Genomic DNA, 23,388 nt, shown 5'->3' on the forward strand with positions numbered 1-23,388 from the left:
GATTCGAACGATGCTGGGTCTGCCTGCGCACGTGACCGCCTGCCTGTTCGATCTGGACGGGGTGCTCACCCAGACCGCTCGGGTGCACAACGCCGCGTGGCGCGCGACGTTCGACGAGTTCCTGCGTCGTCGCGCCGCCGCCAACGACGAGCCGTTCACCCCCTTCGACCCGGATGAGGACTACCGGCGATTCGTTGACGGCCGGCCCCGGTACGACGGGGTCCGCAGCTTTCTCTCCTCGCGCGACATCGTGCTTCCCGAGGGATCACCGGACGACCCGCCCGAGGCCGAGACGGTCCACGGCCTCGGCAACTGCAAGAACGTCCGGCTGCTCCAGGAGTTGCGGACGCACGGGGTGGATGCCTACCCCGGCTCGGTGCGGTACCTCCGGGCGGCGACCGACGCCGGGCTGCGTCGAGCGGTGGTCACCGCCAGCGCCAACGGCGGCGAGGTGGTTGCCGCGTCCGGGCTGGCGGAGTTGCTGGAGGTGCGGGTGGATGGTCTCGTCGCCCGCACCGAGAAGTTACGCGGCAAACCAGAACCGGACACCTTCCTGGCCGGGGCCGAGCGGCTCGGGGTGGCTCCGGGGAGCGCGGCCGTCTTCGAGGACGCCCTCGCCGGAGTCGCCGCCGGTCGAGCCGGTGACTTCGGGTACGTGGTGGGCGTGGACCGGGTCGGGCAGGCCGATGCCCTGTTGGCGCACGGCGCGGACATCGTGGTGCGGGACCTCGCGGAGCTGATCGGGAATCGGGAGCCGGGGGCATGATTCGAGAACGCGCATACCCGGTCGAGCCGTGGCATGTCCGAGAAACCAGGCTGGACATGGATGTGTTGGCCCAGTCCGAGTCAGTGTTCGCCCTCTCCAACGGGCATATCGGCCTGCGCGGCAACCTCGACGAAGGCGAGCCGTACGGCCTGCCGGGAACGTACCTGAACTCCTTCTACGAGCTACGCCCCCTGCCGCACGCGGAGGCCGGCTTCGGGTTCCCCGAGTCCGGACAGACCCTCGTCAACGTGACCAACGGGAAGATCATCCGGCTGCTGGTCGACGATGAGCCGCTCGACGTGCGATACGGCGAACTCCTCGCCCACGAGCGGGTGCTCGACCTACGCGAGGGCACGCTGCACCGGACGGTGCACTGGCGCTCACCGGCCGGTCGGGAGGTCTGCGTCCGCAGCACCCGGCTGGTCTCGTTCCGGCAGCGCTCCGCAGCCGCCATCAACTACGAGGTCGAGGTGGTGGACGGCAAGCCACTGCGGCTGATCGTCCAGTCGGAGTTGGTGGCCAACGAAACCCTGCCGGCCCAGAGCAAGGATCCACGGGTGGCGGCGGTGCTGGAGTCGCCGCTGTCTGCCGAGGAGGAGCTGACCACCCACGACGGTGGCCTGCTGATCCACCGCACGAAGGTCTCCGGCCTGCGCCTCGCCGCCGCGATGGAGCACGAGGTGCAGACCACCGCGCGGACCAACATCGAGTCCGAGGGGTACGAGGACTGGGTGCGGACCACCATCGCCTGCGTGCTCAAGCCCGGCGAGACGCTGCGGGTCGTGAAACACCTGTCGTACGGATGGTCCAGCCGCCGATCGCTGCCGGCACTGCGGGACCAGGTCGGTGCCGCGCTGGCCGCCGCCCAACTGGACGGGTGGGACGGGTTGCTGCAGGAACAGCGGGAGTACCTGGAGGAGTTCTGGGACTCCGCCGACGTGCTGGTGGAGGGCGACCCCGAGGTGCAGCAGGCGGTACGCTTCGGGCTCTTTCACGTGCTCCAGGCGGGTACCCGGGCCGAACGCCGGCCGATCTCGGCGAAGGGTCTCACCGGCCCGGGGTACGACGGCCACGCCTTCTGGGACACCGAGATGTTCGTGCTGCCGGTGCTCACCTACACCCACCCGACGGCGGTGCGCGACGCCCTGCACTGGCGGCACCACACCCTGCCGATCGCGCGGGAACGGGCCCGTACGCTCAACCTGAAGGGCGCGGCCTTCCCCTGGCGCACCATCGAGGGGCCAGAATCCTCGGGCTACTGGCCGGCTGGTACCGCCGGCTTTCACATCGCCGCCGGCATCGCCGACGCGGTACGTCGCTACGTGCAGGCCACCGAGGACACCGACCTGGAGCGGGAGATCGGCCTGGAGTTGCTGGTGGAGACCGCGCGGTTGTGGCGGTCGCTGGGCCACCACGACCGGCACGGGCAGTTCCACATCGACGGGGTGACTGGCCCGGACGAGTACACCGCGATCAAGAACGACAACGTCTACACGAACCTGATGGCGCAACGGAACCTGACCACCGCCGCGGAGACGGCGATGCGGTACCGGGAGGAAGCCGAGCATCTGGGCGTCACCGACGAGGAGGCGGCGGCGTGGCGGGACGCCGCCGCGTCCATGCATGTCCCCTACGACCCGGAGATCGACGTACACGCGCAGGTTGAGGGCTTCACCCGGTTCCAGGAGTGGGACTTCGTGCACACCCCGTCGGAGAAGTATCCGTTGCTGCTGCACTATCCGTACTTCGATCTGTACCGCAGGCAGGTGATCAAACAGGCCGATCTGGTGCTGGCCATGCACTGGCGGGGGGACGCGTTCACCCCGGAGGAGAAGCTGCGCAACTTCCTCTACTACGAGCGCCGTACCGTCCGCGACTCGTCGCTGTCGGCCTGTACCCAGTCCGTCCTGGCAGCTGAGGTGGGGTATCCGGAGCTGGCCCACACCTATCTGCGGGAGGCCGCCCTGATGGACCTGCACGACCTGAACGAGAACACCCGCGACGGCGTCCACATCGCCTCCCTGGCCGGTGCGTGGATCGCCCTGGTCGCCGGGTTCGGCGGGTTGCGCGAGCACGACGGAACGCTCTGCTTCACGCCCCGGCTCTCCGGCCGCCTGGGCCGGCTGGAGTTCTCCCTGCACTGGCGCCGGATCCAGCTTCGGGTGGACATCCAGCCGCACCAGACCACCTACGCGTTGCAGCACAGCGACCCGAAGGAGACGCTGGTGGTGCTGCACCACGGCGAGCGGGTCGAGGTCACCGGCGCCGAACCGGCGACCCGGCCAACCCCACCGGTGAGTGAGCCGCGCCAGACCCCGGAGCAGCCGCCCGGTCGCGACCCGCTGATCCGCCTCCCGGAGCGGGATCCGTAGGGCCCGGCCCGGCCCGGCCGGATCGGGCCCCGGCCGGGGTCAGCACCTCACAGCTGCCTGCCCTGGGAGGGGCGGCCGGCGGCGTCCCGCGGCGCCATCGCCCGCGGATCATCGGCGGTACGCGCCCGCGCTGCCTCGTCCGCCCAGTCTCGGTTCCGGTTCGCGTCGCGCTTTCGTCGTTCCCGCTCGGCGGCCTGCTGCCGAGACTCCTGCTGCTGCGCCATGGCGATCCTCCCCATCCATCACCGGCGCTGCCCGCGCCGGTACGGTCTGCCCGCACCAGCCGGGTACCCGACGCCCGCCTTGGCGAAACGAGACCCGGACCGGCCCCGAGGCGTACGCATGGCGGGCGAACGGGTGGGAAGGACCGGGGTGTGGACGTACGGAGTGAGGTGTCGGTTCCAGCGGGGGACGTCCAGCTGACGGCTGATCTCCGGGTGCCGCCGGAGCCGGCCGGAGTGGTGCTCTTCGCACACGGCAGCGGCAGCTCGCGGCGGAGTTCCCGCAATGTTGCGGTGGCGCAACTCCTCAATCGCCGCGCGCTCGGCACCGTCCTGGTGGACCTGCTCACCCCGGATGAGGAGGTGGCCGACGCGCGTACCGCGCAGCTGCGGTTTGATATCGGCCGGTTGGCCGGCAGGCTGTCCGCGATCGTCGACTGGCTGGCCACCGGAGAGCCGGTGGGCGCGGTGCCGATCGGGCTCTTCGGGGCCAGCACCGGCGCCGCCGCAGCCCTGGTGGCCGCCGCCGAGCGCCCGGACGGGGTGGGCGCGGTGGTTTCCCGGGGCGGCCGGCCGGATCTTGCCGGCCCGGCGCTGGGCCGGGTGCGGGCACCGACCCTACTGCTGGTGGGCGGCCGCGACGACCAGGTGCTCACCCTGAACGAGCAGGCTCGGGCGGCGCTGCCGGGGTTGACGGAGCTGACGGTGGTCCCGGGCGCTGGGCACCTGTTCGCCGAGCCCGGTGCGCTGGAACAGGTGGCTCGAGCGGCGGCGACCTGGTTCACCGATCACCTCGGGTGACCCGCGGTCGGTGCGTGCTGTCCCGGCACGGTCAGGGTTTGTGCTCCCGGGCGCCGGGGAACCCCGTACGTGCAACACCCCGACCCTAGGAGGACACATGAAGAAATTCATGGACCAAGCCAGGGAGTACGTCGAGAAGCAGGACGAGCAGGTCGACCGGGGCATAGAGAAGGCCGGTGACATGGTCAACGAGCGCACCGGCGGCCGGTACAAGGAGCACGTCGATCGCGGCGTGGACATGATGCAGTCCCGGACCGGTGAGGGCGACCAGAACCGCTGACGCTGACGCATCCGAGTTTCGGCGCGGTACGCGCCGAACGGGCCGGTCTCCCCGCTGGGGAGGCCGGCCCGAAGGCGGTCAGGACGAGTAGCCGCGTTCGGCGATCCAGTTGGCGACTTTCGGTACGGCCATCCAGTATTCGCGTTTCGGTGCGGCCGGATCGGCGACCCGGAGGAGGTCGTCCTGGGGGCGGTAGCCCACCAGCGTCAGGTAGTGGCCTCCCTCGTACGAGTGCGGGGTGCCGTCGGTGTCGACCGTGGTCCCCCGGACGTTGGCCACGACCGCGCGTCCCTGCGCCAGGGCGTGCCGGGTGTCCTCGCGGAGCTGGTGCACCTCGTCCGGTTTGGCCGTCGTATCCGGTATCTCGGTGGTTCGGTACGCGTCTCCGGTCAGCTCGTTGAGGACGCGGGTGATGTCCAGGGCCGAGTCGGTGCCGGCCTGGGTGGTGCCGAGCCGTTGGGCGACCTCATCCTGCGGGAGTTGCCAGCCCAGCGCGGAGAGCGCCATCCGGGTCGCCGCCGGCCCGCAGTAGTAGAAGTTGGGCTGGGCCTGATAATCGATGGTGACCAGCAGCCCGGCGACCGCGCGGCCGTCGGTGGGGGTGATCGTGCTCATGGTCGGGCTCCTCTGGGGGTCTGACGTCCGGTGGGGGACGGCAAGCACCGCGTGGCGCTCGGCACGAACGGCGGGCCGGGGCCCGGACGGTCCGGGGATCGGGGGCGCCGGAGTTTTCCGGGGTACCGGAGCTACAACGGGCCGGACGCGGTGGGCATTCCTCGGCCCGAGGGGGCCGCTCGCGGCCAACATATGAAGCGCAGATCACGCATGTCTTGACGTGCTTTCTGCTTCATGTGAGCGTGGGTACGGCCCAGGGGTCCCGTACTCCGGGCTTCAGGTTGAGGCCTCCCACAGGGATGAGGTAAGGGCATGAATCGCCCGGAAACGCCCGATGCGCAGTCGGGCGCAGTTCAGCTGTCCGCCGGTGGATCCGGCGATCTGCGGAAGCCGCCGGTCGACCCCCGCGCAGCGGTCGCCGCGCTACATGCCGGTAACCGGCGGTTTGCCGCCGGAACTCCGGACCGCCCGCACCAGGATGTCGGCCGCCGGATCGCGCTGGCGGAGGGCCAGCAGCCCTTCGCGGTGATCCTCGGCTGTTCCGACTCGCGACTGGCGGTTGAGCTCATCTTCGACCGCGGTCTGGGTGACCTGTTCGTGGTACGCACGGCTGGGCACGCTGTCGGGCCGGAGGTGCTCGGCAGCGTCGAGTACGCGGTCACCGCGCTGGGTGCCCCGCTGGTGGTGGTGCTCGGGCACGACTCCTGTGGCGCGGTGCAGGCGGCCCGGTCAGCTGAGGCCACCGGGGCACCGGTCTCCGGGCATCTTCGGGCGGTGGTGGAGGCGGTGCTGCCGAGCGTCCGTCAGGCCCAGACCGCCGGGGTTACCGACCTCAACCAGATCGTGGACCACCATGTCGAGCGGACCGTTGCCGTGCTGCTGGACCGCTCCGCGGCGGTCGCTGCCGCGGTGGCTGCCGGCACCTGCGCGGTCGTGGGAATGTCGTACCAGCTCACCACCGGCGCGGTGCGGACCGTGACGGAGGTCGGGCCCGCGACGTCGAGCGCACCCCCGGCGGACGGCGCCGGGTCGGAGCCGCCCGCTCCCGCCTGAGCCGCCCGTCGGCGTCCTACCACAACGACACGTGGACGTGGTCGGTGTGGTTCGACGGGCCGCTGTACGACTTCCAGCCGGTGGCCGGGAACCAGATCTGCCGGTTCCAGATCACGTAGTAGATACCGAGCCGGTCGGCGTTGCGGACCAGGAACGCCGTCAGGTTGTTGCCGTAGATGCGCATGTCGTTGTTGTGCCAGGGGCTGAAACCGCTGTTCTGGAGCGACCAGTCACAGGCCCGGCCCTTGGGGTGCTCGTACGGCCCACCCGAGCGGTAGCATCCGACGAATCGGTCAAAACCGGCTCGCTTGACCTCGTTGTACATGTGCAGTGTCCGCGCGGTGATGCAGCCGCTGGTGGTCGGGTCGTTCTCGGTGCAGCCCAGCGACTGCCAGCTGCCGTCCGAGTTGCGTCCCGGGGCGACCCGGGCGACCGGCGATTCCGCGTCAACCAGGCCGCCGGTGAGCCCGGTGCCGCCGACGAGGCGGAGCGCCTTCTCCGCCTCGAGCTTTCCGCGTTCGAGGTCGCTCTCCAGCTTCTGTTGCTTGCGTACCTCTTCGTCGACTCCCACCTTCGCCTGCTCGGCGCGAATCTTGACCGTGTTGACTTCTTTGATGCGCTGGTCGTTGACGCGGTTCAGCTCATCCAGCGCGGTAGCCCGGGCGATGAAGGAGCCGGGGGTGTCTGCTTCCAGCAATGTCGATATTGCCCCGACCCGTCCCGTCTTGTACGACTGGGTCGCGATCTCCGCCACCTGGGGGGCGAGCTCCTTCAGCTCGGCCTCCGCCTTCTTGATCTCCTTCTCGAGGGCGACCTGGCGCTTCTCGGACTCCGCCAACTGCGACTTCACCTTCACGTACTCGCGGTTGCGGACCTCGATGAGATCACCGAGGAACTCCGGCTCCTCGTCCTCCTCGTCGTGCCCCGAGGGCTGCGGGGGAGTGGTGGGGGTGGCGGACACCGGGATCGGCCCGGCGAGCACGGCCAGCGCGGTGAGCACGGCCGCCACGGGCGTCAACCAGCGGCGTGGGGGTGCCGTCACAATGATCCCTTCCGTTGACCGCCGGCTGGGCGAGCTGGCGGGTTGGGGCGGTAGGTGCGCCCTGGTGGGGCAACCGCACTCCGGCTGCCCGCTTCCCCGGCTCGCCTCGCGGCGATTGGGCGGTGGTCCCGCAGGTGCCGGTACGCGCCTGTGGCGGTGACCGGCAGCGAGGTTACCTGACGCTCATCCGGTCGAGCTACGCCCCATACTCGACTAATCGCACGAAATCGTCGACATGTTGGGTGATAAGGGCCCCGGTTGCCCGGCCCGTGGGTTCCGTTCGTTACGCCGCGTACTTCTACCATGGGTCTTCCGTGTTCTGCGCACCGCCGGTCCGTCGGTCGCCGGCGGAGGCGACCGGGCCGGAGCGGGCGGTGCCGAGCGCCTCCAGCACCTCGACGCGAGCGGTGCGCGGTCGCGGCGCCGGCGCGGTGCTCCCGCCCGACTCGTCACCAGCGGTGCGACCGGCGGTGCCACCAGCGGTGCGACCGGCGGTGCCACCAGCGGTGCGACCGGCGGTGCCACCAGCGGTGCGACCGGCGGTGGTCACGATGGCGGCGAGCCCGGTGGTGAGGGGGACCGCGGCGATCAACCCCAGTGTGGCCACCGCGCTGCGGACGATCTCCTGGGCGAGGAATTCGCTGGTCAGGATCTGGCTCACCGGCCGTGAGTCGGCGGTCAGCAGGAGTAGCACCGGCAGCGAGGCTCCGGCGTACGCCAGCACGATGGTGTTCACCGTGGAGGCGATGTGCGCCCGACCAACCCGGGTGGCGGAGCGGTAGAGCTGGCGACGGGACAGCCCCGGGTTCGCGTTCGCCAGCTCGGTCACGGTGGCGGCCTGGGTGACGGTGACATCGTCCAGTACCCCGAGCGAGCCGATGATGATTCCGGCCAGCAGCAGGCCGTGCAGGTCGACGTTGGTCTGGAAGATCGACAGCGTGATCGCCTCCTCGCTGCCGTACCCGGTCAGCCGGGTGGCGGCGGTGGCGAGTGAGCCGAGGAGGCCGGTGAGGATCAGGCTGCCCAGGGTGCCGAGAACCGCCACCGAGGTCTGCGCGGTCACGCCATGGGTGAGGTACAGGACCACAAACATGATCAGGGCGGCGCCGACCACCGCGACCAGTAGCGGCGACTGGCCGGCGCTGATCCCCGGCAGGACGAACGTCAGGAGGACGGCGAAGCTCGCCGCCAGGCCGGCGAGGGCGGCGAGCCCGCGCCAGCGGCCGAACGCCACGATCGCGGCGGCGAAGAGCGCCACCAGCCACAGTAGGGGCTTTCCCCGCTGGTGCTCCGCGATGGTGTACATGCTCGTGGTCGGGTCGGCGGGGTCGGTCAGCTCGACCAGGATGATCTCGTCGTCGACGGTGATGTCGGGGGCGCCCGGTCCGGCGGGAATCGGCGTGCTGACCGTACGCCCGGCCTCCGGCCCCTGCTCGACGCGGACGGTCACCTCACCGCAGGGGCCGAGATCGGTGGCCAGCCCATCGGCCAGCTCCGGGCTGGGAGGGCAGGGCGCGGTGACCACCTTCGTCACGGTGCCGTGGTAGCGGGGTAGCTCGCTGCCCGCCTCGGCCGTGCGGGTGTCGCGTGGCCAGAGGGCCACCGCGGTGACCAGGGTGGCGAGGAGCAGGGGGACCACCGTCGCGACGAGAATCCGTCGCACCCGTGGTGGGGTGGACGGAGCGGGTCGGGTGTGGTCGGCGCCCATTTATTCTCCCAACGACTACCGGGCGAGTAACGGGACGGGGCGGTCAGCCGCGTTTCATCAGCCGGCCGACGGCAGCCATCATCTCGGTCGCCATCTCGTCGGCCCGCCCCTCGGCCGCCCCCTCGCGCAGGCAGTGCCGGGCGTGCCCGTCGAGCAGCCCGAGCGCCACCTTATCCAGTGCGGCCTGGATCGCCGAGATCTGGGTGAGGACGTCGATGCAGTACCGATCCTCCTCGACCATCTTCTCGATCCCCCGGACCTGCCCCTCGACCCGGCGCAGCCGGGTGAGTAGCTGGTCCTTGCTGGCGGTGTAGCCGCGGACCGGGGCGGGGTCGGGTCTGGTCATGCGGATCAGAATAACGTACCCCTCAGGGGTATGTTACTGTCGCTGGCAGTTACCCCGGGGGGGTATTGTGGCCCCGGGGGGTTCCGGAAGGGGAGGTTTCCATGGTCACCACCACGTACCAGGTGCAGGGCATGACCTGCGGGCACTGCGTAGCCGCGGTCAGCGCCGAGGTGGGTGAGCTGCCGGGGGTGGAGCAGGTCCAGGTTGACCTGGCAGCTGGCCGACTGACCATCACCAGTCAACACCCGATGCAGGTCGAGACCGTACGCGCCGCGGTCGACGAGGCCGGCTACGACCTCGTCGACGCCTGACCCGCGTCCAGACCGAGGCCCCCATGAAAACGGCGACGAAGCTCACCGCCTTCCTGCTCGGTCTCGCCGTGGTGTTCGGCGTGGCCTACGGGGTCGGTCAGGTGACCGGCCCCGGCAGCCCAGCCGTCGAGACCCACCACGACGACCCCGGGCACGCCAACCCGGAGCACGACGCCCCCGAGCACGACGACCCCGGCGCCGGGTCCCACCCCCCGGCGCGCGGGCCCGACCGGTAGGGAGTGCGATGACCACCACGAGCAGCCCGAAACCGCGGGCCGCCAACCAGATTGAGCTGTCGGTCGGCGGGATGACCTGCGCCTCCTGCGCCGCCCGCATCGAGAAGAAACTGAACCGGATGCCCGGTGTCACCGCCACGGTGAACTACGCCACCGAGAAGGCCCGGGTCGCGTACGGCGATGGGGTGACCCCGGACGACCTGATCGCCACGGTCGAGAAGACCGGCTACACCGCCGTCGTACCGCCGCCACCGGCAGCCGCAGCGGCGCCCGCCGCCGAACCGGCGGACGAGCTGCGCGGGCTTGCCAACCGGTTCTGGGTCTCGGCCGTGCTCACCGTGCCGGTGATCCTGCTGGCGATGGTGCCGCCCTGGCAGTTCACCTACTGGCAGTGGCTGTCGTTGACGCTGGCCGCCCCGGTGGTGGTCTGGGGCGGCCTGCCGTTTCACCGGGCCGCCTGGGTCAACCTCCGGCACGCCGCGGCGACCATGGACACGTTGGTGTCGCTGGGCACCCTCGCCGCGTTCGGTTGGTCGCTCTGGGCGCTCTTCCTCGGTACGGCTGGCGTTCCCGGCCTGACCCACCCCTTCAGCTTCGCCATCGTCTCTGGCGGTGGTGCGGGCCACATCTACCTGGAGGCGGCGGCCGGCGTCACCACCTTCATCCTCGCCGGCCGCTACTTCGAGGCGCGCGCGAAGCGCACCGCCGGTGCCGCCCTGCGCACCCTGCTGGAGCTGGGTGCGAAGGACGTGGCGGTGCTGCGCGGTGACGCGGAGACCCGCATCCCGATCGACCAGCTGGTGGTGGGGGACCGGTTCGTGGTGCGCCCGGGTGAGAAGATCGCCACCGACGGGGTGGTGGTGGCGGGAAGCTCGGCGGTCGATGCCAGCATGCTCACCGGTGAGTCCGTGCCGGTCGAGGTCAAGGCCGGCGACGCCGTGGTGGGCGCCACCGTCAACGCGGGTGGACGGCTGGTCGTGAAGGCCACCCGAGTCGGCAGCGACACGCAGCTCGCCCAGATGGCCCGACTGGTGGAGGCCGCGCAGTCCGGCAAGGCGGCCGTGCAGCGTCTCGCAGACCGGATCTCCGGGGTCTTCGTTCCCATCGTGATCGCCCTCGCCGCCGCCACCCTGGGCTGGTGGCTGGGCAGTGGCGCCGGCCCGACCGCCGCCTTCACCGCCACGGTAGCTGTGTTGATCATTGCCTGCCCCTGTGCCCTGGGCCTGGCCACCCCCACCGCGCTGTTGGTCGGCACCGGCCGGGGCGCGCAGCTCGGCATCCTGATCAAAGGGCCGGAGGTACTGGAGTCCACTCGGACGGTGGACACGGTCGTGCTGGACAAGACCGGGACCGTCACCGCCGGTCGGATGACCCTGGTGGACGTGGTCGCGGCGAGTGGTGTGGAGCGGGCCGAGTTGCTCCGGCTCGCCGGCGCCCTGGAAGCCGCCTCGGAGCATCCGATCGCCCAGGCGGTCGCGGCGGGCGCGGTCGAGGCGGGGCCCCGGCCGCCGGTAGCCGACTTCGCCAACCTCGAGGGGCTGGGCGTCGAGGGCGCGGTGGCGGGTCACCGCGTGCTGGTCGGCCGGCTTCGACTGCTGCGGGAGCGGGGACTGGACGTACCGGAGGAGCTGGTGACGGCCGGGGCCACGGCGCAGGCCGCCGGTGCGACGGCGGTGCTGGTGGCCTGGGACGGGCGGGCCCGCGGGCTGCTCGCGGTCGCCGACGTGGTCCGACCGACCAGCGCGCTCGCGCTCCGACAACTGCGGGAGCTGGGCCTGAACCCGGTGTTGCTCACCGGCGACAACGAGACCGTCGCCCGGGCGGTCGCGGCCGAGGTCGGGATCGACGAGGTGGTCGCGGAGGTGCTGCCCGCCGAGAAGGTGGCGGTGGTCCAGCGGCTCCAGCGGGAGGGCCGGGTGGTGGCGATGGTCGGTGACGGGGTCAACGACGCCGCGGCGCTGGCCCAGGCCGACCTCGGGTTGGCGATGGGCACCGGTACGGATGTGGCGATCGAGGCGTCCGACCTGACCCTGGTGCGGGGTGACCTGACCGCCGCGGCCGACGCCATCCGGTTGTCCCGGCGGACCCTCGCGATCATCAAGGGCAACCTGTTCTGGGCGTTCGCCTACAACGTGGCAGCGCTTCCCCTGGCCGCGGCCGGTCTGCTCAACCCGATGATCGCCGGGGCCGCGATGGCCTTCTCCTCGGTCTTCGTGGTCGCCAACAGCCTCCGGCTGCGGGGTTTCCGCCCGCTGCCCCCGCTCCCGGCGGGGCTCCGCCCTTCCGGCCACCCCGGGTCCTCCGGCCACCCTCGCCCTTCCGGCCACCCCCGGTAGCGAGGAGCATCCCAAGCCCGCCCGGCCAGCGCGTTTTGCGGCGCTGCCGGGCGGGTACGCGTTCCGCCGGGACTGCTGTGTCGCTGGGGCCGTTGTCGCCGGGCCCGCCCCGCCGTGCGGCGGAACGTGTCCCATCGTCGAGTCCACTCGTTGCCAGGAAAACGCCGTCCGGCGGCGTTGACATCAGCTGGGGGATGTCGCGGTGCGAAACGGGGGTGAGTCGGGTGTCGAGGTGCGTGGTGATCGCGCGGCGGGCCGCCGCGGTAGCGGCGCTGGTCGTGCTGGTACTCAGCGGTCACGGCGAGCAGCACGACGCTGGCAGCAGCCCCGTCACGCCACCCCCGCCGGTCCCGACGAGCCGCTGACCCGCACCAGCCCCGGCGACGGTCCGGCTGTCCTGGCGCCGGTCAGGTGGCCAGGATGACGGTCATCACCGCGTAGCTGGTCAGCAGCAGGATGCCCTCGAAGCCGAGCCGCCCCCAGCCGTACGCCTGCCGCACCAGCAGGCCGCCGAGCAGGATCGCGGTCATGAACAGCGCACTGGTGGTCACGAAGAGTTGAGCGTCGCCGGCAGCGTGGTAGATCGAGCCGCCCCGGTAGGCCACGTCGCCGACCACCAGGTTGAGGGCGTCCAGGCTGTTGCCGCCGAGGACGGCGGCGATGGCCAGGGTCGGGGCGCCCCGGCGGACCGCCGCCACCGCGGTAACCGTCTCCGGGAGGGCGTTCACCGCGCCCATCAGGATCGCCCCGACGAAGCCCGCGCTCAAGCCGGTGCCCAGCACCAGGCTCTCGGCGGCCCGGGCGATCGCCCACCCTCCCATCGCGACCAGCAGACCCACCGCCGCGAAGCGTACCCAGAGCCGGCTGGAGCGGGTCCGGTCGAGGCTGCCGTGCTCGTGGCTGATGTCCGGCAGGGTCTCGGCGGTGGCGACGGCTCGCCACAGCGGACTGGCTCCGGAGCGGCGGACCAGATGCAGGCCGCCGAGGTAGGCGGCGACCATGGCGAGTGAGGCGGGGTGCAGGCCGGCCACGGTGACATCCGGTGCGTATCGGCCGAGCAGTACCAGCGAGAGCAGCACGATGAGCAGGACCCCGAAGAGCACGTTCGACAGCGATGCCGAGGCGTGCTCCAGGTTGGCCCGGCGGTGGAAGGCGTCCGCCACGGCGACCGCGGTGGTCTGGGCGGCGATCCCGCCGACCGCGTTGCTGTAGCCGAGCTGCGGCTGCTCCGCCGCCGCGGTGACGGCGGTCATCACGATGCCGGACAACGAGGTCGCCAGCCCGATGAAGACCGCGCCGAAGAACGCCTCACCCCAGCCGGTTCGGTCGGCGAGCGTGTCGCCGAGGGCGACCAGGCGGATGCTGCCCAGCACCGTGAGGATCCCCGCCACCCCGAAGACGGCGATGCTCGGCCCGGTCGGCCACGGCAGGCTGGTCAGTACGTCCGGCACCGGCCGGGGATTCCCGGATCTGCCCGATCAAATCCCGCGGTGGCGGATGTCCGGATCGCAAACCCGATGGCGGGCGGGCCGGAACGGGTTGGTGCGTTTCGCCGTTGCCGGAACAGCCCAATGCCTATGGTTTTTACGTCATTTGCCGCAAGGAGCCAGCTATGAGTATATTCCACGGAACTATCGGGTTCTACCGAAAGTTCCGGCCGGACATACCGACGGCAGTGGCCGATGTCCTGGACGCCGCGGTCCCCGCCGGTTCGCCACGACGGCTGCTCGACATCGGCACCGGCACCGGCCTCGTGGTGGAGGCGCTGCGGGACCGGTTCGACGACGTGATCGGCATCGACCCGGACGCCGAGATGCTGGCCGCAGCCGAGAACGCACTCCGCCCGCGGCTACCCGCCGATGCCCAACTGCGCCTCCAGGAGGCCACCGCGGAGGAGTACACCCCACCAACCGGGTGGCAGGCCGACCTGGTGACGATCTGCCGGACGTTCCACTGGCTCGATCAGGCGCGGGTCCTGAACCAACTGGACGCACAGGTCAGCCGGGACGGTGCCGTCGCCATCTTCGCCGACAAGAGCTTCTGGGTCGCCAACAACGAGTGGGAACTGGCGGTCCGGGCGGTCATCCAAGAGTTTCTCGGCGAACAACGCCGGGCGGGTGGTGGCACGTTCCACGGGCAGCGCCGTCCAGACCTGCAGGCCCTACGTGACTCGCCGTTCAACCGGGTCGAGGAGACCGTCGTACCGGTGCACCGGACCTGGACGGCCAACAGCATCCTCGGCTACCTGCACTCCACCACGTTCGCCGAACCGGAACTCTTCGGCGACCGGCTCCACGAGTTCGACGAGGCGGTCCGCGCCGTCCTGGCCCGGTACAGCGACACCGACACCTTCGTCGAGGAGAACGAGTTCCTCATCCACCTCGGCCGGCGGCCGAGCGCGAGCCGGTAAGCCGGCCGGACCAGGTGACCTCGGCTTTTTTGGGTGGCTGCACGCGGTTCACCGGATGAACACCCGGGGCCGGCAGGATAGCGCCGACAACGTTGTCGGCGCGTGAGGAGTTCTGCTGTGCCACCACGTTCACCCGACCACCAGGGTGGAACCGCCACCGGGCCGAGGCGGCGGGCCCACCGCGGGCGCCACGGCCTGCGTACCACCGCGATCACCGCGGTCCTGGCCGTTGCGTCCGCCGGTGTGGTCGCCGCGCCGGCGACGGCCACCCCGGTCGAGGGCTCGTCGGTCGACTACACCTCGTTCGTCAACCCGTTCGTGTCGACCGCCGGTGACTACGGCAACGACCTGCCCGGGGCGCAGGCGCCGAACGGGTTGGCGAAGGTCAGCCCGCTGACCATGCCGGAGCGCAACCACGCGGGCTACGACCACGACCAGACCCACATCGCCGGCTTCACCCAGACGAACCTCGACGGGGTCGGCGGCTCCGGCGGCGGTGGCGACATCCTCGTCGTGCCGACCCAGGTCGAGTACAGCGCCCGACCATCGACCGAATCCTATGCACATCCGTTCACGCACGAGGCCGAGACGGCCGCACCCGGGTACTACCAGGTGCGTCTCGGCGAGATCACGGGCCCGGACGGCGCCGTGGAGAACGGCCCGGGCGAGATCAACGCTGAGGTGACCGCGACGACGCGTACCGCGCTGCACCGCTACGCCTTCCCCGCCGGAGCCACCCCGGAACTCGTCGTCGACCTGCACAACAACTTCACCAACCGGACCGGCTCGTCGGTGGACGTCACGCAGCTCGACGACGGTCGGGTCGCGCTCACCGGTGAGGTTCGGGGCAGCTTCTACGGCGCCTCCTACGCCCTGCACTACCACGCCGAGACCGAGCAGCCGGCCACCTCGGTCACCACGTGGGCAGCGGACGAGTTCGGCGACGCGCCGTCCCGGCAGGGCGTCGACACCGGGGCCATCCTCGCCTTCGCGCCCGAGGACGCGGACGAGATCGGCCTGCGCATCACGCTGTCGCCGATCGGCGTGGAGCAGGCGCGGATCGACCAGGTCGCCGAGGTCGGCGGCCGGACCTTCGACGAGGTACGCGCGGGAACGAAGGCGGTCTGGAACGAACGTCTCGGCCGGGTCGACATCTCCGCCTCGGCGACGGCTGACCCGGACGGCACCCTGCGTCGCCTCTTCTACACCCACCTCTACCGCATGTTCGCGCTCCCGGTGAACGCGACCAGCACCTCGGGTACCTACCGCGGCGTGGACGGCGTGGTGCACCAGGTGGACGACTTCACCTACTACGACGGATGGGCGTCCTGGGACGACTTCCGCAAGTACTCCGTCCTGGCGTACCTCGACCCCGAGCTGTACCGCGACATGATCCAGTCGCTCATCTACCTCTTCGCCGACGTGGCGAGCACCGGCAGGAGCATCGGCGGGCTCACCCACTCGGTGCCGACCGTACGCTGGGAACGCTCCGCGGTCATCGTCGCCGACGCCATCTCGAAGGGCTTCACCGGCTTCGAACGGCTCGACCAGGCGTACCCGGCGTTGCAGGAGTACGTCGGCTTCTCCGAAGGCGACCAGCTGGGCCAGGGGCACCCGGGAGACCGCCCCGGCGACTCGGTGCAGCGCGGCTACGACCAGTGGGCGTTGGCGATCATCGCCGACGCGCTCGGCCACGGTGCCGAGGCGACGGAGCTCCGCGAAGCGGCCGCGCTGCCGATGGCGAACCTGTACAAGCCGGATGCGTGGACGGCGGCGGACGGCACCCAGGTCGGGCTGCTGACCCCACGTGCGGACGAGGGCGACTGGATCGAGGCCGACTACGAGCGGCTCGGCGCGGCGAACCTCTACCAGGGCACGCTCTGGCAGTACAACTGGTACCCGGTCTACGACCTGGCCGGCGTCGTCGCCGCGATGGGCGGGCCGGCGGCGGGGCAACGCGGCGCCGTGCACTTCCTCGGCGAGGACGACCCGGACAACGGCCTCGGCATGCTGCACTCGAACGCGAACGAGGTCGACCTGCACGCGCCCTACCTCTTCAACTACGTGGGGCTGCCGAGCCTCACCCAGAAATGGGTGCGCACGATCTACACCAAGGAGAGCTGGAACCGCTACCTCGCCTCCAGCAGCACCGACGACTACCCCAGTAGCGACGGTGAGTTCCGCCCACCGATCAAGACCAGGGTCTACCAGCTTGACCCGCGTGGCTTCCTGCCCACCATGGACAACGACGCCGGCACGATGTCGACGATGTTCGTCGCCGCGGCCATCGGCCTCTTCCCGGTGACCTCGGGCTCGTCCCAGTACCAGCTCGGCTCGCCGTTCTTCGACCGCACGACCATCTCGTACGCGGACGGGCGCACCTTCACCGTCTCTGCGGACGGCGTCTCCGCCGACAACTACTACATCCAGTCCGCCGCGCTGAACGGGGCGAGTTTCGGCAACACCTGGCTCGACTACCACACCCTCGTCCAGGGCGGTGCCCTCGACGTACGGATGGGGGCCGCCCCCTCCGACTGGGGTGCCGACAGCGAGCCGGCGTACTCGATGAGCACCGCGGGTGACGACGACGGCGGCGCGCCGAGCGACTACACCGTGCGCGCGTCGGACACGACGATCGCCGCTCGCGCCGATGGTGCCCTGGATGGCTCGATCAAGCTCGGGCTGGAGGGGGGCGCCCGCTTCGCCGGCCGTCCCGGCACGAACTACCTCAAGACGGGCGCGGCCTCGATCCACGGGCTGCCGGCCGGCGTCTCGGCGAAGGTTGAGGTCGTCAACGCGAAGACCGTCCGGGTGGCGCTGACCGGCTCGACCACGACCAGTGCCCGGTTCTACCTCACCTTCACCGACGCCGCCTTCGCCCGCGGCGTCTCCGCCGCCCAGGTCACCGGCGACGGGCTGTCCGCGCGCACCCCGCTGGCGATCTCGGTGGCCGCGGCGCAGCGCCAGCAGCTGCGGGAGCTCGTTGCCGAGGCAGTCCTGGTCCGTCAGGGAAACTACTCCTACGCCTCCTACCGGGTGTTCCACGCCGCGGTGCAGTGGGCCCAGGCGGCGCTCGCCGACACCTCCGCCAGCACGGCGACGCTGCGCAGCGCCGCCGAGTCGCTGACCGGCATGACCGCCGCGTTGGCCATCGACGAGGGCGGCCAGCGCGTCCTGGAGGGGGAGCAGTCCGACGAGTGGTCGGGCGGCGACCTGAAGAACGAGACGAACTCCGGCAGCGGCAACCTCGGTGGGGTGCGGGACGGCTCGTGGATCCAGTACCGGAATCTCGCCTTCGACGTCGCACCGACGACGCTGGCGATCCACTACGCGAGCAAGTACTCGCCCGACGGCGCCCCGAGCTCCCTGGAGGTGCGCGCGGGCACGCAGGACGGCCCGGTCGTGGGCGAGGCGCTGCTGCCGGGCACCGGCAGCTGGGGCAACTGGGTCACCACCCAGGCGGAGATCACCGATCCCGAGGCGCTCGTGCAGGCCCGCGACGTGACCTTCGTCTTCCACGCCCCGGACGGGCAGGACTGGGTGTCGAACTTCGACTGGTTCCAGTTCGGTCCGCAGCCCGACGACCCGGGAGACGGGCCGGTGGACACCACGGCGCTCGACGCCGCCATCACCGAGGCGCAGAAGTACGTCGACAGCGAGGACCGGTACGGCAGCATCGACTTCGGGGTGTTCCGACAGGAGCTGGAGAAGGCCCGCGCGGTCGCCGGCTCCGGAACCGCCACCCAGGTCGAGGTGGACGCCCAGGCCCGGGCGCTACGGCTGGCGTACGAGCAGCTGGTCCCGCGGGCCCGGCTGGCGCTCGAGAACACCGTCGCGCAGGCGGACTCGCTCGACGAGGACCGGTACACCAAGAAAACCTGGAAGGCGCTGACCCAAGCCCTCGACAAGGCCAAGACCACCCTGGCCGACGCGGCGGCGAGCGACGCGAAGCTGACCAGGGCGGAGGCGGCGCTGGCGAAGGCGCTGGCCGGGCTAAAAGTGAAGCCAGCCTAGGCCCGGGGCCGTCCTTGCCCACCCAGCTCGTCGGTGAGGTGGGCTCCGACGGCGGCCGGGTCCGCTGCCCGCCGCGCCGCCGTCGAAGCCCGGACCAGGTAGACCACGTCCGGTGCGCCCGCGTCGGTCGGTGTCTCCAGCAGCTCCAGGTCACCGAAGCGCTCCCGGAGGCGTCGCTCGAAGGCCTCGTCCCGGCTCGCGCTCCAGATCGCCAGGACACCCCCCGGCCGGAGCCGGCCGGCCACCAGGCCGAGCCCGCGCTGGGCGTACAACTCGGCGTTGGCCTCGAAGACCAGCCAGTTTGGGCCGTTGTCGGTGTCCAGGCAGATGGCGTCGTACTGGTCGTCGGTGTCGGCCAGCCAGGCGAGGATGTCCGCCTCGATGATCCGTACCCGGGGGTCGGCCTGCGCGGCGCCGGTGAGGTGGCGTAGGTGGTGGGCGTGCCAGCCGATCACGGTGGCCTCGATCTCGACCACGTCAACGGCGGCGAGCCGCGCGTGCTCGATCGCGCGCAGCAGCGAGAACCCGACGCCGAGCCCGCCGATGAGCAGCCGGGGCGCCGATGCCGTGCACCTGCTCATCGCCGCGTCAACCAGCAGCCGCTCGGACCGGCCGTCCGCGGTGTCCATCAGGAAGACGCCGTTGCTGATGACCTCGTAGCGGCCGTCCGCCTCACGGAGCACCAGCTCACCCCGGCTGGTCGTCACCCGGTCCAGGGTGATTGGTGGCTGCCGGAAATCGTTCACGATAGGTACCCCCGCGGGACGTGAAAGACGGGACGGGTCAGGCGGGCCAACGCGTCGCATCACTATAGGCGCCGGTCAGCGAACCGGCCCGGGGAGTTCTGCGTCCTAACCTTTCATGGTGGACGCAGACGATGGGGAGCTGCTGCGCCTCGTCGGTACGGGGGACCGCGGGGCGTTCGAGCTGCTGTACGCGCGGAACGCACCCTGGCTGTTGCTCCGGCTCCGGCGCCGGTGCCGAGATCCGGAGCTGGCGCGAGAGCTGCTGCAGGAGACGTTCCTGACGGTGTGGCGGGCCGCGGCCAGCTACCGGGGGGACGGGACCGCGGTGGGCTGGCTGTGGTCGATCGCCAGCGGCAGACTGATCGATGCCCGGCGGCGGGCCTCGGTTCGTCCGCAGCTCGTGCACTCGCCGGGGGAGGACACCCTCACCTGGTCGCCGTCGGCCGAGGACGAGGCCCTGACCGACGCGTACGACGCCGGGTTGGAACGGGCGCTGCATCAGCTCCCGCCGGAGTTGTCGGCGGTGCTGCAGGCGACGGTGCTGGACGGCCGGACCGTGCGGGAGGCGGCGACATTACTGGGGGTGCCGGAAGGCACCGTGAAGTCCCGGGCGATGCGCGCCCGGCAGCAGCTACGGGCGGCCCTGTCATGACCGGTGAGCATGTGAGTGCGCAGGTGCTGGCGGCGTACGCCGAGGAGCGGCTGACCGACGGGGACGCCGAGTCGGTGGAGACGCATCTCGACAGCTGTGACGCCTGCCGGGCGAGCCTTCCGCCGAGCGAGGAGGTGCGGCGGGTGGTCGCGGGCGTCGCGCTGGCGCTGGACGACCGGTTGTCGACGCCGGGGCGGGTACGACCCGCGACCGGGTGGCGACGGGTGCGGGTGTTGGTGGGTGCCGCGCCGGCCGTGCGGGCCGCGTGGCTGCTCTCCGTGCTCGTCACCGGGCTGCTGACCCTGGGGTTGGCGGTCAGCCCGCGGACGCTGCCACCGTGGGTGCTGCTGCTGATCGCCCCGGCGCTGCCGGTGGTCGGTACGGCCCTGTCGTACGGGCCGCGCACCGACCCGCTGCACGAGGTGGTGGCGGGGACACCGCAGGGGGGCCTGCGCATCGTGCTGTGGCGCACGCTGGCGGTGCTCACCGTGACCACGCCGGTCGCGGTGCTGGCCGCCGTCGCGACCGGTATCAGCACTCCCCTGCTGTGGATGCTGCCGGGCGCCGCGTTGACCGCCGGCACGCTGGCGCTCGGCTCGCTGATCGAGCCGACATACGCCGCGGCGGTGGTGGCGGGAGCGTGGGCGGTGGTGGTGCTGGTGCCGCCGGTTGCTGGGTTGGCCGTCGTGGCCGCGAGTGCCCCGGTGTGGCTGGCCGTCACCGGGGTGGCAGTTGTCGTGCTGTACGCGCGGCGGGAACGAGTGGGGAGACAGGCGGGATGACGACAATCAGCGTGGCCGGTCTGCGGGTCAGCTACGGCAAGCGGGTCGTCCTCGACGATCTGGCCATCGAGCTGGGCGTGGGCGTGCACGGGCTGCTCGGCCCGAACGGTGCCGGCAAGACGACCCTGATGCGGGTGCTGGCCACAGTGCTGCGTCCGGATCGGGGGGAGGTCCGGCTGCTGGGGCACCGCACCGATGACCGGGTGGGGGTGCGCCAGGCCCGTCGCCGGTTGGGCTACCTGCCCCAGGCGTTCGGCTTCTACCCGCGCTTCACGGTCCGGGAGTTCGTCGAGTACTTCGCCTGGCTGCGGGAGATGCCGGCGGCGCGGATACCGCTCGCGGTGGACCGGGCCATCGAGCGGGTCGGCCTGCTCGACCGGGCGGACGACCGGATGAAGCACCTCTCCGGCGGAATGCTGCGGCGCGCCGGCATCGCCCAGGCCATCGTGAACGACCCGCGGGTGCTGTTGTTGGATGAGCCTACGGCCGGGCTGGACCCGGAGCAGCGGGTGGAGTTCCGAACGTTGCTGCGGGAGCTGGGCCTCGACGCCGTGGTGCTGGTCAGCACGCACCTGGTGGAGGATGTCGTGGCGGCGTGCGCCCGGGTCAGCCTGGTCGACGATGGGCGACTGGTCTTCGCCGGCCGCCCGGAGGAGCTGATCGCGGCCGGCGGGGACGGCGACAGCGGTGACTCCCCGATCGAGCGGGGCTACACGGCGGTGTTGCGCGGCGCGCGGCAGGTGTCGCGATGAGGCGCGCGCTGTGGGTGGAGCTACGCCGCGGCACCGCACCCGTCGCGGCGCTGGCGATGTTCGGGGCCGGGGTGTGGGTGCTGGTGGTGCACCCGGACGACTGGGGTGGCCGCTGGGTCGGCCTCGCCGACTACCTGCGGGTGACACTGCTGGTCCTCTGCCCCCTCATGGTCAGCGCCGGGGCGTGGCAGGCCGGCCGGGAACGGCGACGCGACATCGGCGAGCTGATCGCCGCCACCCCACGCCCGGGCTGGCATGCGCTGGTGGCGGCCTGGCTCGCCGTGACCCTGGCCGGGATCGTCGGCCTGGTGCTCGCGTTCGGCGGGGCGGCGGTGCTGGTCGCGCGGGTCGCGACCTACGACGGTGGGGACTGGTGGCAGCGGGCGTCCGTCGGGGTCCTCGCCCTGGCCGCCGCCACCGCGGGTGGTGTCCTCGTCGGCCGGCGGGTCCGGCTGCGGGTGGCGGCACCGATCGCCGGCCTGGCCACCTACGTGGGCCTGACAATCCTGACCTACTGGAACGCGCCCCCCGCGCGGCTCTCCCCGGCCGACACTGTCGGGTCCGTGTACTCGCTGATGCCGGGGTGGGTCACCGGGTTGCAGGCCACCTGGCTGGTGGCACTGACCGCCCTGCTGCTCGCCGTCGCCGTACGCCGGTGGCGCGTGGCGCTGCTGGCCGGTGCGGTCGCCATCGCCGCCGCGGTCCCGATCAACACCGCACCCAGCTGGTATCGCGCGCCGGCCGACCCGGCCGCGGTGGAGCTGGTCTGTACGAGCAGCGGCCCAGAGGTCTGCCTGACCCGGGTCAACGCCTTTCTGCTCGACGAGGTCGCGGCGGTGGCGCAGCCGATCCTGGCCCGGCTCGACGGGATACCCGGAGCCCCCCGGCGGGCGGTTGATGAGGCCGTCCGGCCGCCTGGTGATTCCGTCCCGGAGGATGCCGACACGGTCTGGCTCGACCTGTACTCCCAGGCCACCGCATTTGGCGACCTGGCGAATGTCGACTATCTGCGTTGGGCCTTTGGCCAGAGGGCCGGGGGCGAGTGTGCGAAACCGTTACACGGTGAAGAATTCGACCAGCGGATTTACCAGGCCGACGACATAGCCACCGACTGGCTGCTCGACGTGCCCCCGGTAGGGAGGGCGTCGGCTGGGCTCCGCGAGCTGCCGCCTTCAGCGCAGCGTGACTGGTTCGCCGACTACCTCGACGCCGCCGGTCGCTGTGACCTCCCGGCCCTGGTCCGCCTGGCGGAGCAGCCGTGACCGGTCGGCTGCTCCGGCTGCATCTGCGCGCCCGAGGAGCGTCGGCCTTCGTGGCCGGGGTCAGCGTCATCACGCTGCTGGCCTGGGCCGGCGGAACCTGGCTCGCCGGCCGGTCCTTCTTGGACGGGCCGGCCGCCCGCCTCCCCGTGGTCGTGCTCGCCCCGCTGCTGGCCGCGGTGCTGCTCGGGTCGACCCTGGCCGGGGCCGACGAGGAGCTCGAATGTGGCACTCCGCTGCGCTGGCCGGCCTGGCGGGCCGGGCATGTTCTTCTCGCCGTTTTCGCCGTGGCCGCGGCGCTCGTCCTGACGGGGCTGCGCGTTCCCGAGACGTTCGGTGCCCATGCGCTGGCCCGCAACACGTTCGGCTGGATCGGCCTGGTCGCTGGTGCCGCGGCGCTGCTGGGCGCGCGGCTGGCGTGGTTGCCGGCCTTCGGCTACGGGTGTGCGGTCTACTTCGCCCGGCCCCGGGACACCGGCGTGTTCGTGGCGCTGTTGTCCTGGCCGGTGCAGCCCTCCGCCGCTGCCGCCTCGTGGTGGGCCGCCAGTGGGGTGCTCGCGCTCGGCCTCACCGGCTACGCGTACCGTGGTTCTGCCGTCAGTCGCCGCCCTCGCCCCAGCCAGTGACCGTCTGAAGTGGATCGGTTACAAACGTTCACAACGTACATATTGATCGGTAGGGTGTCC

General features: G+C 71.4%; 23 protein-coding genes. 16 read left to right on the plus strand and 7 right to left on the minus strand.

Annotation, left to right across the window (positions count from 1 at the left end):
- Positions 1-10: 10 nt before the first annotated feature.
- Complete coding sequence (locus H0524_RS15705; RefSeq protein WP_180199309.1) at positions 11-766, plus strand: HAD family phosphatase; 756 nt, start codon at positions 11-13, stop codon at positions 764-766.
- A complete protein-coding gene (locus H0524_RS15710) occupies positions 763-3,138 on the plus strand; it encodes a glycoside hydrolase family 65 protein (protein WP_180199310.1) in 2,376 nt (791 codons plus the stop codon). Before H0524_RS15705 ends, H0524_RS15710 begins: the two co-directional genes overlap by 4 nt.
- A 47-nt stretch (positions 3,139-3,185) precedes the next feature.
- On the opposite strand, the gene H0524_RS15715 is transcribed toward H0524_RS15710, so the two are convergent.
- Complete coding sequence (locus H0524_RS15715; RefSeq protein WP_018221437.1) at positions 3,186-3,362, minus strand: hypothetical protein; 177 nt, start codon at positions 3,360-3,362, stop codon at positions 3,186-3,188.
- A 150-nt stretch (positions 3,363-3,512) separates the two neighbouring features.
- Here H0524_RS15715 and H0524_RS15720 point away from each other — a divergent pair, with 150 nt between their 5' ends.
- A complete protein-coding gene (locus H0524_RS15720) occupies positions 3,513-4,160 on the plus strand; it encodes a dienelactone hydrolase family protein (protein ID WP_026322702.1) in 648 nt (215 codons plus the stop codon).
- Between the two features lie 97 nt (positions 4,161-4,257).
- Positions 4,258-4,440 (plus strand): antitoxin, encoded by a 183-nt coding sequence (locus H0524_RS15725; protein WP_180199311.1) that lies wholly within the window; start codon positions 4,258-4,260, stop codon positions 4,438-4,440.
- Between the two features lie 78 nt (positions 4,441-4,518).
- Here the strand turns inward: H0524_RS15725 and H0524_RS15730 are convergent, their stop codons facing one another.
- Positions 4,519-5,055, minus strand: coding sequence for a C39 family peptidase (locus H0524_RS15730; RefSeq protein ID WP_180199312.1), 537 nt, complete (start codon positions 5,053-5,055; stop codon positions 4,519-4,521).
- Positions 5,056-5,367: 312 nt separating this feature from the next.
- Here H0524_RS15730 and H0524_RS15735 point away from each other — a divergent pair, with 312 nt between their 5' ends.
- Positions 5,368-6,108, plus strand: coding sequence for a carbonic anhydrase (locus tag H0524_RS15735; protein WP_180199313.1), 741 nt, complete (start codon positions 5,368-5,370; stop codon positions 6,106-6,108).
- A 16-nt stretch (positions 6,109-6,124) separates the two neighbouring features.
- Here the strand turns inward: H0524_RS15735 and H0524_RS15740 are convergent, their stop codons facing one another.
- The 3 genes from H0524_RS15740 to H0524_RS15750 all read right to left on the minus strand — a co-directional run bounded on the left by H0524_RS15740 (position 6,125) and on the right by H0524_RS15750 (position 9,204).
- Positions 6,125-7,150, minus strand: a complete 1,026-nt coding sequence (locus tag H0524_RS15740; RefSeq protein ID WP_309225126.1) for a hypothetical protein — start codon at positions 7,148-7,150, stop codon at positions 6,125-6,127.
- Positions 7,151-7,448: 298 nt separating this feature from the next.
- Positions 7,449-8,858, minus strand: a complete 1,410-nt coding sequence (locus tag H0524_RS15745) for a YibE/F family protein (protein ID WP_180199314.1) — start codon at positions 8,856-8,858, stop codon at positions 7,449-7,451.
- A 43-nt stretch (positions 8,859-8,901) separates the two neighbouring features.
- Positions 8,902-9,204, minus strand: coding sequence for a metal-sensitive transcriptional regulator (locus H0524_RS15750; protein ID WP_018218277.1), 303 nt, complete (start codon positions 9,202-9,204; stop codon positions 8,902-8,904).
- Between the two features lie 101 nt (positions 9,205-9,305).
- Between H0524_RS15750 and H0524_RS15755 the strand changes: the two genes are divergently transcribed.
- The 4 genes from H0524_RS15755 to H0524_RS15770 all read left to right on the plus strand — a co-directional run bounded on the left by H0524_RS15755 (position 9,306) and on the right by H0524_RS15770 (position 12,452).
- Complete coding sequence (locus H0524_RS15755) at positions 9,306-9,515, plus strand: heavy-metal-associated domain-containing protein (protein WP_018726983.1); 210 nt, start codon at positions 9,306-9,308, stop codon at positions 9,513-9,515.
- A gap of 23 nt (positions 9,516-9,538) precedes the next feature.
- Complete coding sequence (locus H0524_RS15760; RefSeq protein ID WP_180199315.1) at positions 9,539-9,751, plus strand: hypothetical protein; 213 nt, start codon at positions 9,539-9,541, stop codon at positions 9,749-9,751.
- An 8-nt stretch (positions 9,752-9,759) separates the two neighbouring features.
- Positions 9,760-12,087, plus strand: coding sequence for a cation-translocating P-type ATPase (locus tag H0524_RS15765; protein ID WP_180199316.1), 2,328 nt, complete (start codon positions 9,760-9,762; stop codon positions 12,085-12,087).
- A 224-nt stretch (positions 12,088-12,311) separates the two neighbouring features.
- On the plus strand, positions 12,312-12,452 hold the full coding sequence (locus tag H0524_RS15770; protein ID WP_180199277.1) for a hypothetical protein: 141 nt from the start codon (positions 12,312-12,314) through the stop codon (positions 12,450-12,452).
- Between the two features lie 42 nt (positions 12,453-12,494).
- Here H0524_RS15770 and H0524_RS15775 read toward each other — a convergent pair whose 3' ends face one another.
- Complete coding sequence (locus H0524_RS15775; RefSeq protein ID WP_180199317.1) at positions 12,495-13,538, minus strand: sodium:calcium antiporter; 1,044 nt, start codon at positions 13,536-13,538, stop codon at positions 12,495-12,497.
- A 161-nt stretch (positions 13,539-13,699) separates the two neighbouring features.
- Here H0524_RS15775 and H0524_RS15780 point away from each other — a divergent pair, with 161 nt between their 5' ends.
- Complete coding sequence (locus H0524_RS15780) at positions 13,700-14,497, plus strand: trans-aconitate 2-methyltransferase (protein ID WP_180199318.1); 798 nt, start codon at positions 13,700-13,702, stop codon at positions 14,495-14,497.
- A 117-nt stretch (positions 14,498-14,614) separates the two neighbouring features.
- Positions 14,615-18,511: a glycoside hydrolase domain-containing protein gene (locus H0524_RS15785; RefSeq protein ID WP_180199319.1), complete on the plus strand. Its 3,897-nt coding sequence runs from the start codon at positions 14,615-14,617 to the stop codon at positions 18,509-18,511.
- Here H0524_RS15785 and H0524_RS15790 read toward each other — a convergent pair.
- Complete coding sequence (locus H0524_RS15790) at positions 18,508-19,257, minus strand: spermidine synthase (protein ID WP_180199320.1); 750 nt, start codon at positions 19,255-19,257, stop codon at positions 18,508-18,510. The two genes, H0524_RS15785 and H0524_RS15790, sit on opposite strands and share 4 nt — an antisense overlap.
- A 115-nt stretch (positions 19,258-19,372) precedes the next feature.
- Here H0524_RS15790 and H0524_RS15795 point away from each other — a divergent pair, with 115 nt between their 5' ends.
- Genes H0524_RS15795 through H0524_RS15815 form a run of 5 tightly spaced genes read left to right on the plus strand, consistent with a single transcriptional unit; the run spans position 19,373 to position 23,328 of the window.
- Positions 19,373-19,909: an RNA polymerase sigma factor gene (locus H0524_RS15795; protein ID WP_018726991.1), complete on the plus strand. Its 537-nt coding sequence runs from the start codon at positions 19,373-19,375 to the stop codon at positions 19,907-19,909.
- The gene (locus tag H0524_RS15800) at positions 19,906-20,691 is read left to right on the plus strand and encodes a zf-HC2 domain-containing protein (RefSeq protein ID WP_180199321.1); all 786 of its coding nucleotides are present in this window, start codon (positions 19,906-19,908) and stop codon (positions 20,689-20,691) included. The genes H0524_RS15795 and H0524_RS15800 overlap by 4 nt, the downstream gene beginning before the upstream one ends.
- A complete protein-coding gene (locus tag H0524_RS15805) occupies positions 20,688-21,443 on the plus strand; it encodes an ABC transporter ATP-binding protein (RefSeq protein ID WP_180199322.1) in 756 nt (251 codons plus the stop codon). The genes H0524_RS15800 and H0524_RS15805 overlap by 4 nt, the downstream gene beginning before the upstream one ends.
- Positions 21,440-22,705 carry a hypothetical protein gene (locus tag H0524_RS15810; RefSeq protein ID WP_180199323.1) on the plus strand — a complete coding sequence of 422 codons (1,266 nt, stop codon included), beginning with the start codon at positions 21,440-21,442 and terminating at the stop codon, positions 22,703-22,705. Before H0524_RS15805 ends, H0524_RS15810 begins: the two co-directional genes overlap by 4 nt.
- Positions 22,702-23,328, plus strand: coding sequence for a hypothetical protein (locus tag H0524_RS15815; protein ID WP_180199324.1), 627 nt, complete (start codon positions 22,702-22,704; stop codon positions 23,326-23,328). Before H0524_RS15810 ends, H0524_RS15815 begins: the two co-directional genes overlap by 4 nt.
- Positions 23,329-23,388: the final 60 nt, after the last annotated feature.

The sequence above is a fragment of the Salinispora sp. H7-4 genome (assembly GCF_013416675.1).
Lineage (GTDB): Bacteria > Actinomycetota > Actinomycetes > Mycobacteriales > Micromonosporaceae > Micromonospora > Micromonospora vitiensis.

Coding starts and splice junctions, on each gene's coding strand:
- H0524_RS15705 (WP_180199309.1), top strand. CDS start 11: ATGCTGGGTCTGCCTGCGCACGTGACCGCCTGCCTGTTCGATCTGGAC.
- H0524_RS15710 (WP_180199310.1), top strand. CDS start 763: ATGATTCGAGAACGCGCATACCCGGTCGAGCCGTGGCATGTCCGAGAA.
- H0524_RS15715 (WP_018221437.1), bottom strand. CDS start 3,362: ATGGCGCAGCAGCAGGAGTCTCGGCAGCAGGCCGCCGAGCGGGAACGA.
- H0524_RS15725 (WP_180199311.1), top strand. CDS start 4,258: ATGAAGAAATTCATGGACCAAGCCAGGGAGTACGTCGAGAAGCAGGAC.
- H0524_RS15730 (WP_180199312.1), bottom strand. CDS start 5,055: ATGAGCACGATCACCCCCACCGACGGCCGCGCGGTCGCCGGGCTGCTG.
- H0524_RS15735 (WP_180199313.1), top strand. CDS start 5,368: ATGAATCGCCCGGAAACGCCCGATGCGCAGTCGGGCGCAGTTCAGCTG.
- H0524_RS15745 (WP_180199314.1), bottom strand. CDS start 8,858: ATGGGCGCCGACCACACCCGACCCGCTCCGTCCACCCCACCACGGGTG.
- H0524_RS15750 (WP_018218277.1), bottom strand. CDS start 9,204: ATGACCAGACCCGACCCCGCCCCGGTCCGCGGCTACACCGCCAGCAAG.
- H0524_RS15755 (WP_018726983.1), top strand. CDS start 9,306: ATGGTCACCACCACGTACCAGGTGCAGGGCATGACCTGCGGGCACTGC.
- H0524_RS15760 (WP_180199315.1), top strand. CDS start 9,539: ATGAAAACGGCGACGAAGCTCACCGCCTTCCTGCTCGGTCTCGCCGTG.
- H0524_RS15765 (WP_180199316.1), top strand. CDS start 9,760: ATGACCACCACGAGCAGCCCGAAACCGCGGGCCGCCAACCAGATTGAG.
- H0524_RS15780 (WP_180199318.1), top strand. CDS start 13,700: ATGAGTATATTCCACGGAACTATCGGGTTCTACCGAAAGTTCCGGCCG.
- H0524_RS15795 (WP_018726991.1), top strand. CDS start 19,373: ATGGTGGACGCAGACGATGGGGAGCTGCTGCGCCTCGTCGGTACGGGG.
- H0524_RS15800 (WP_180199321.1), top strand. CDS start 19,906: ATGACCGGTGAGCATGTGAGTGCGCAGGTGCTGGCGGCGTACGCCGAG.
- H0524_RS15805 (WP_180199322.1), top strand. CDS start 20,688: ATGACGACAATCAGCGTGGCCGGTCTGCGGGTCAGCTACGGCAAGCGG.
- H0524_RS15810 (WP_180199323.1), top strand. CDS start 21,440: ATGAGGCGCGCGCTGTGGGTGGAGCTACGCCGCGGCACCGCACCCGTC.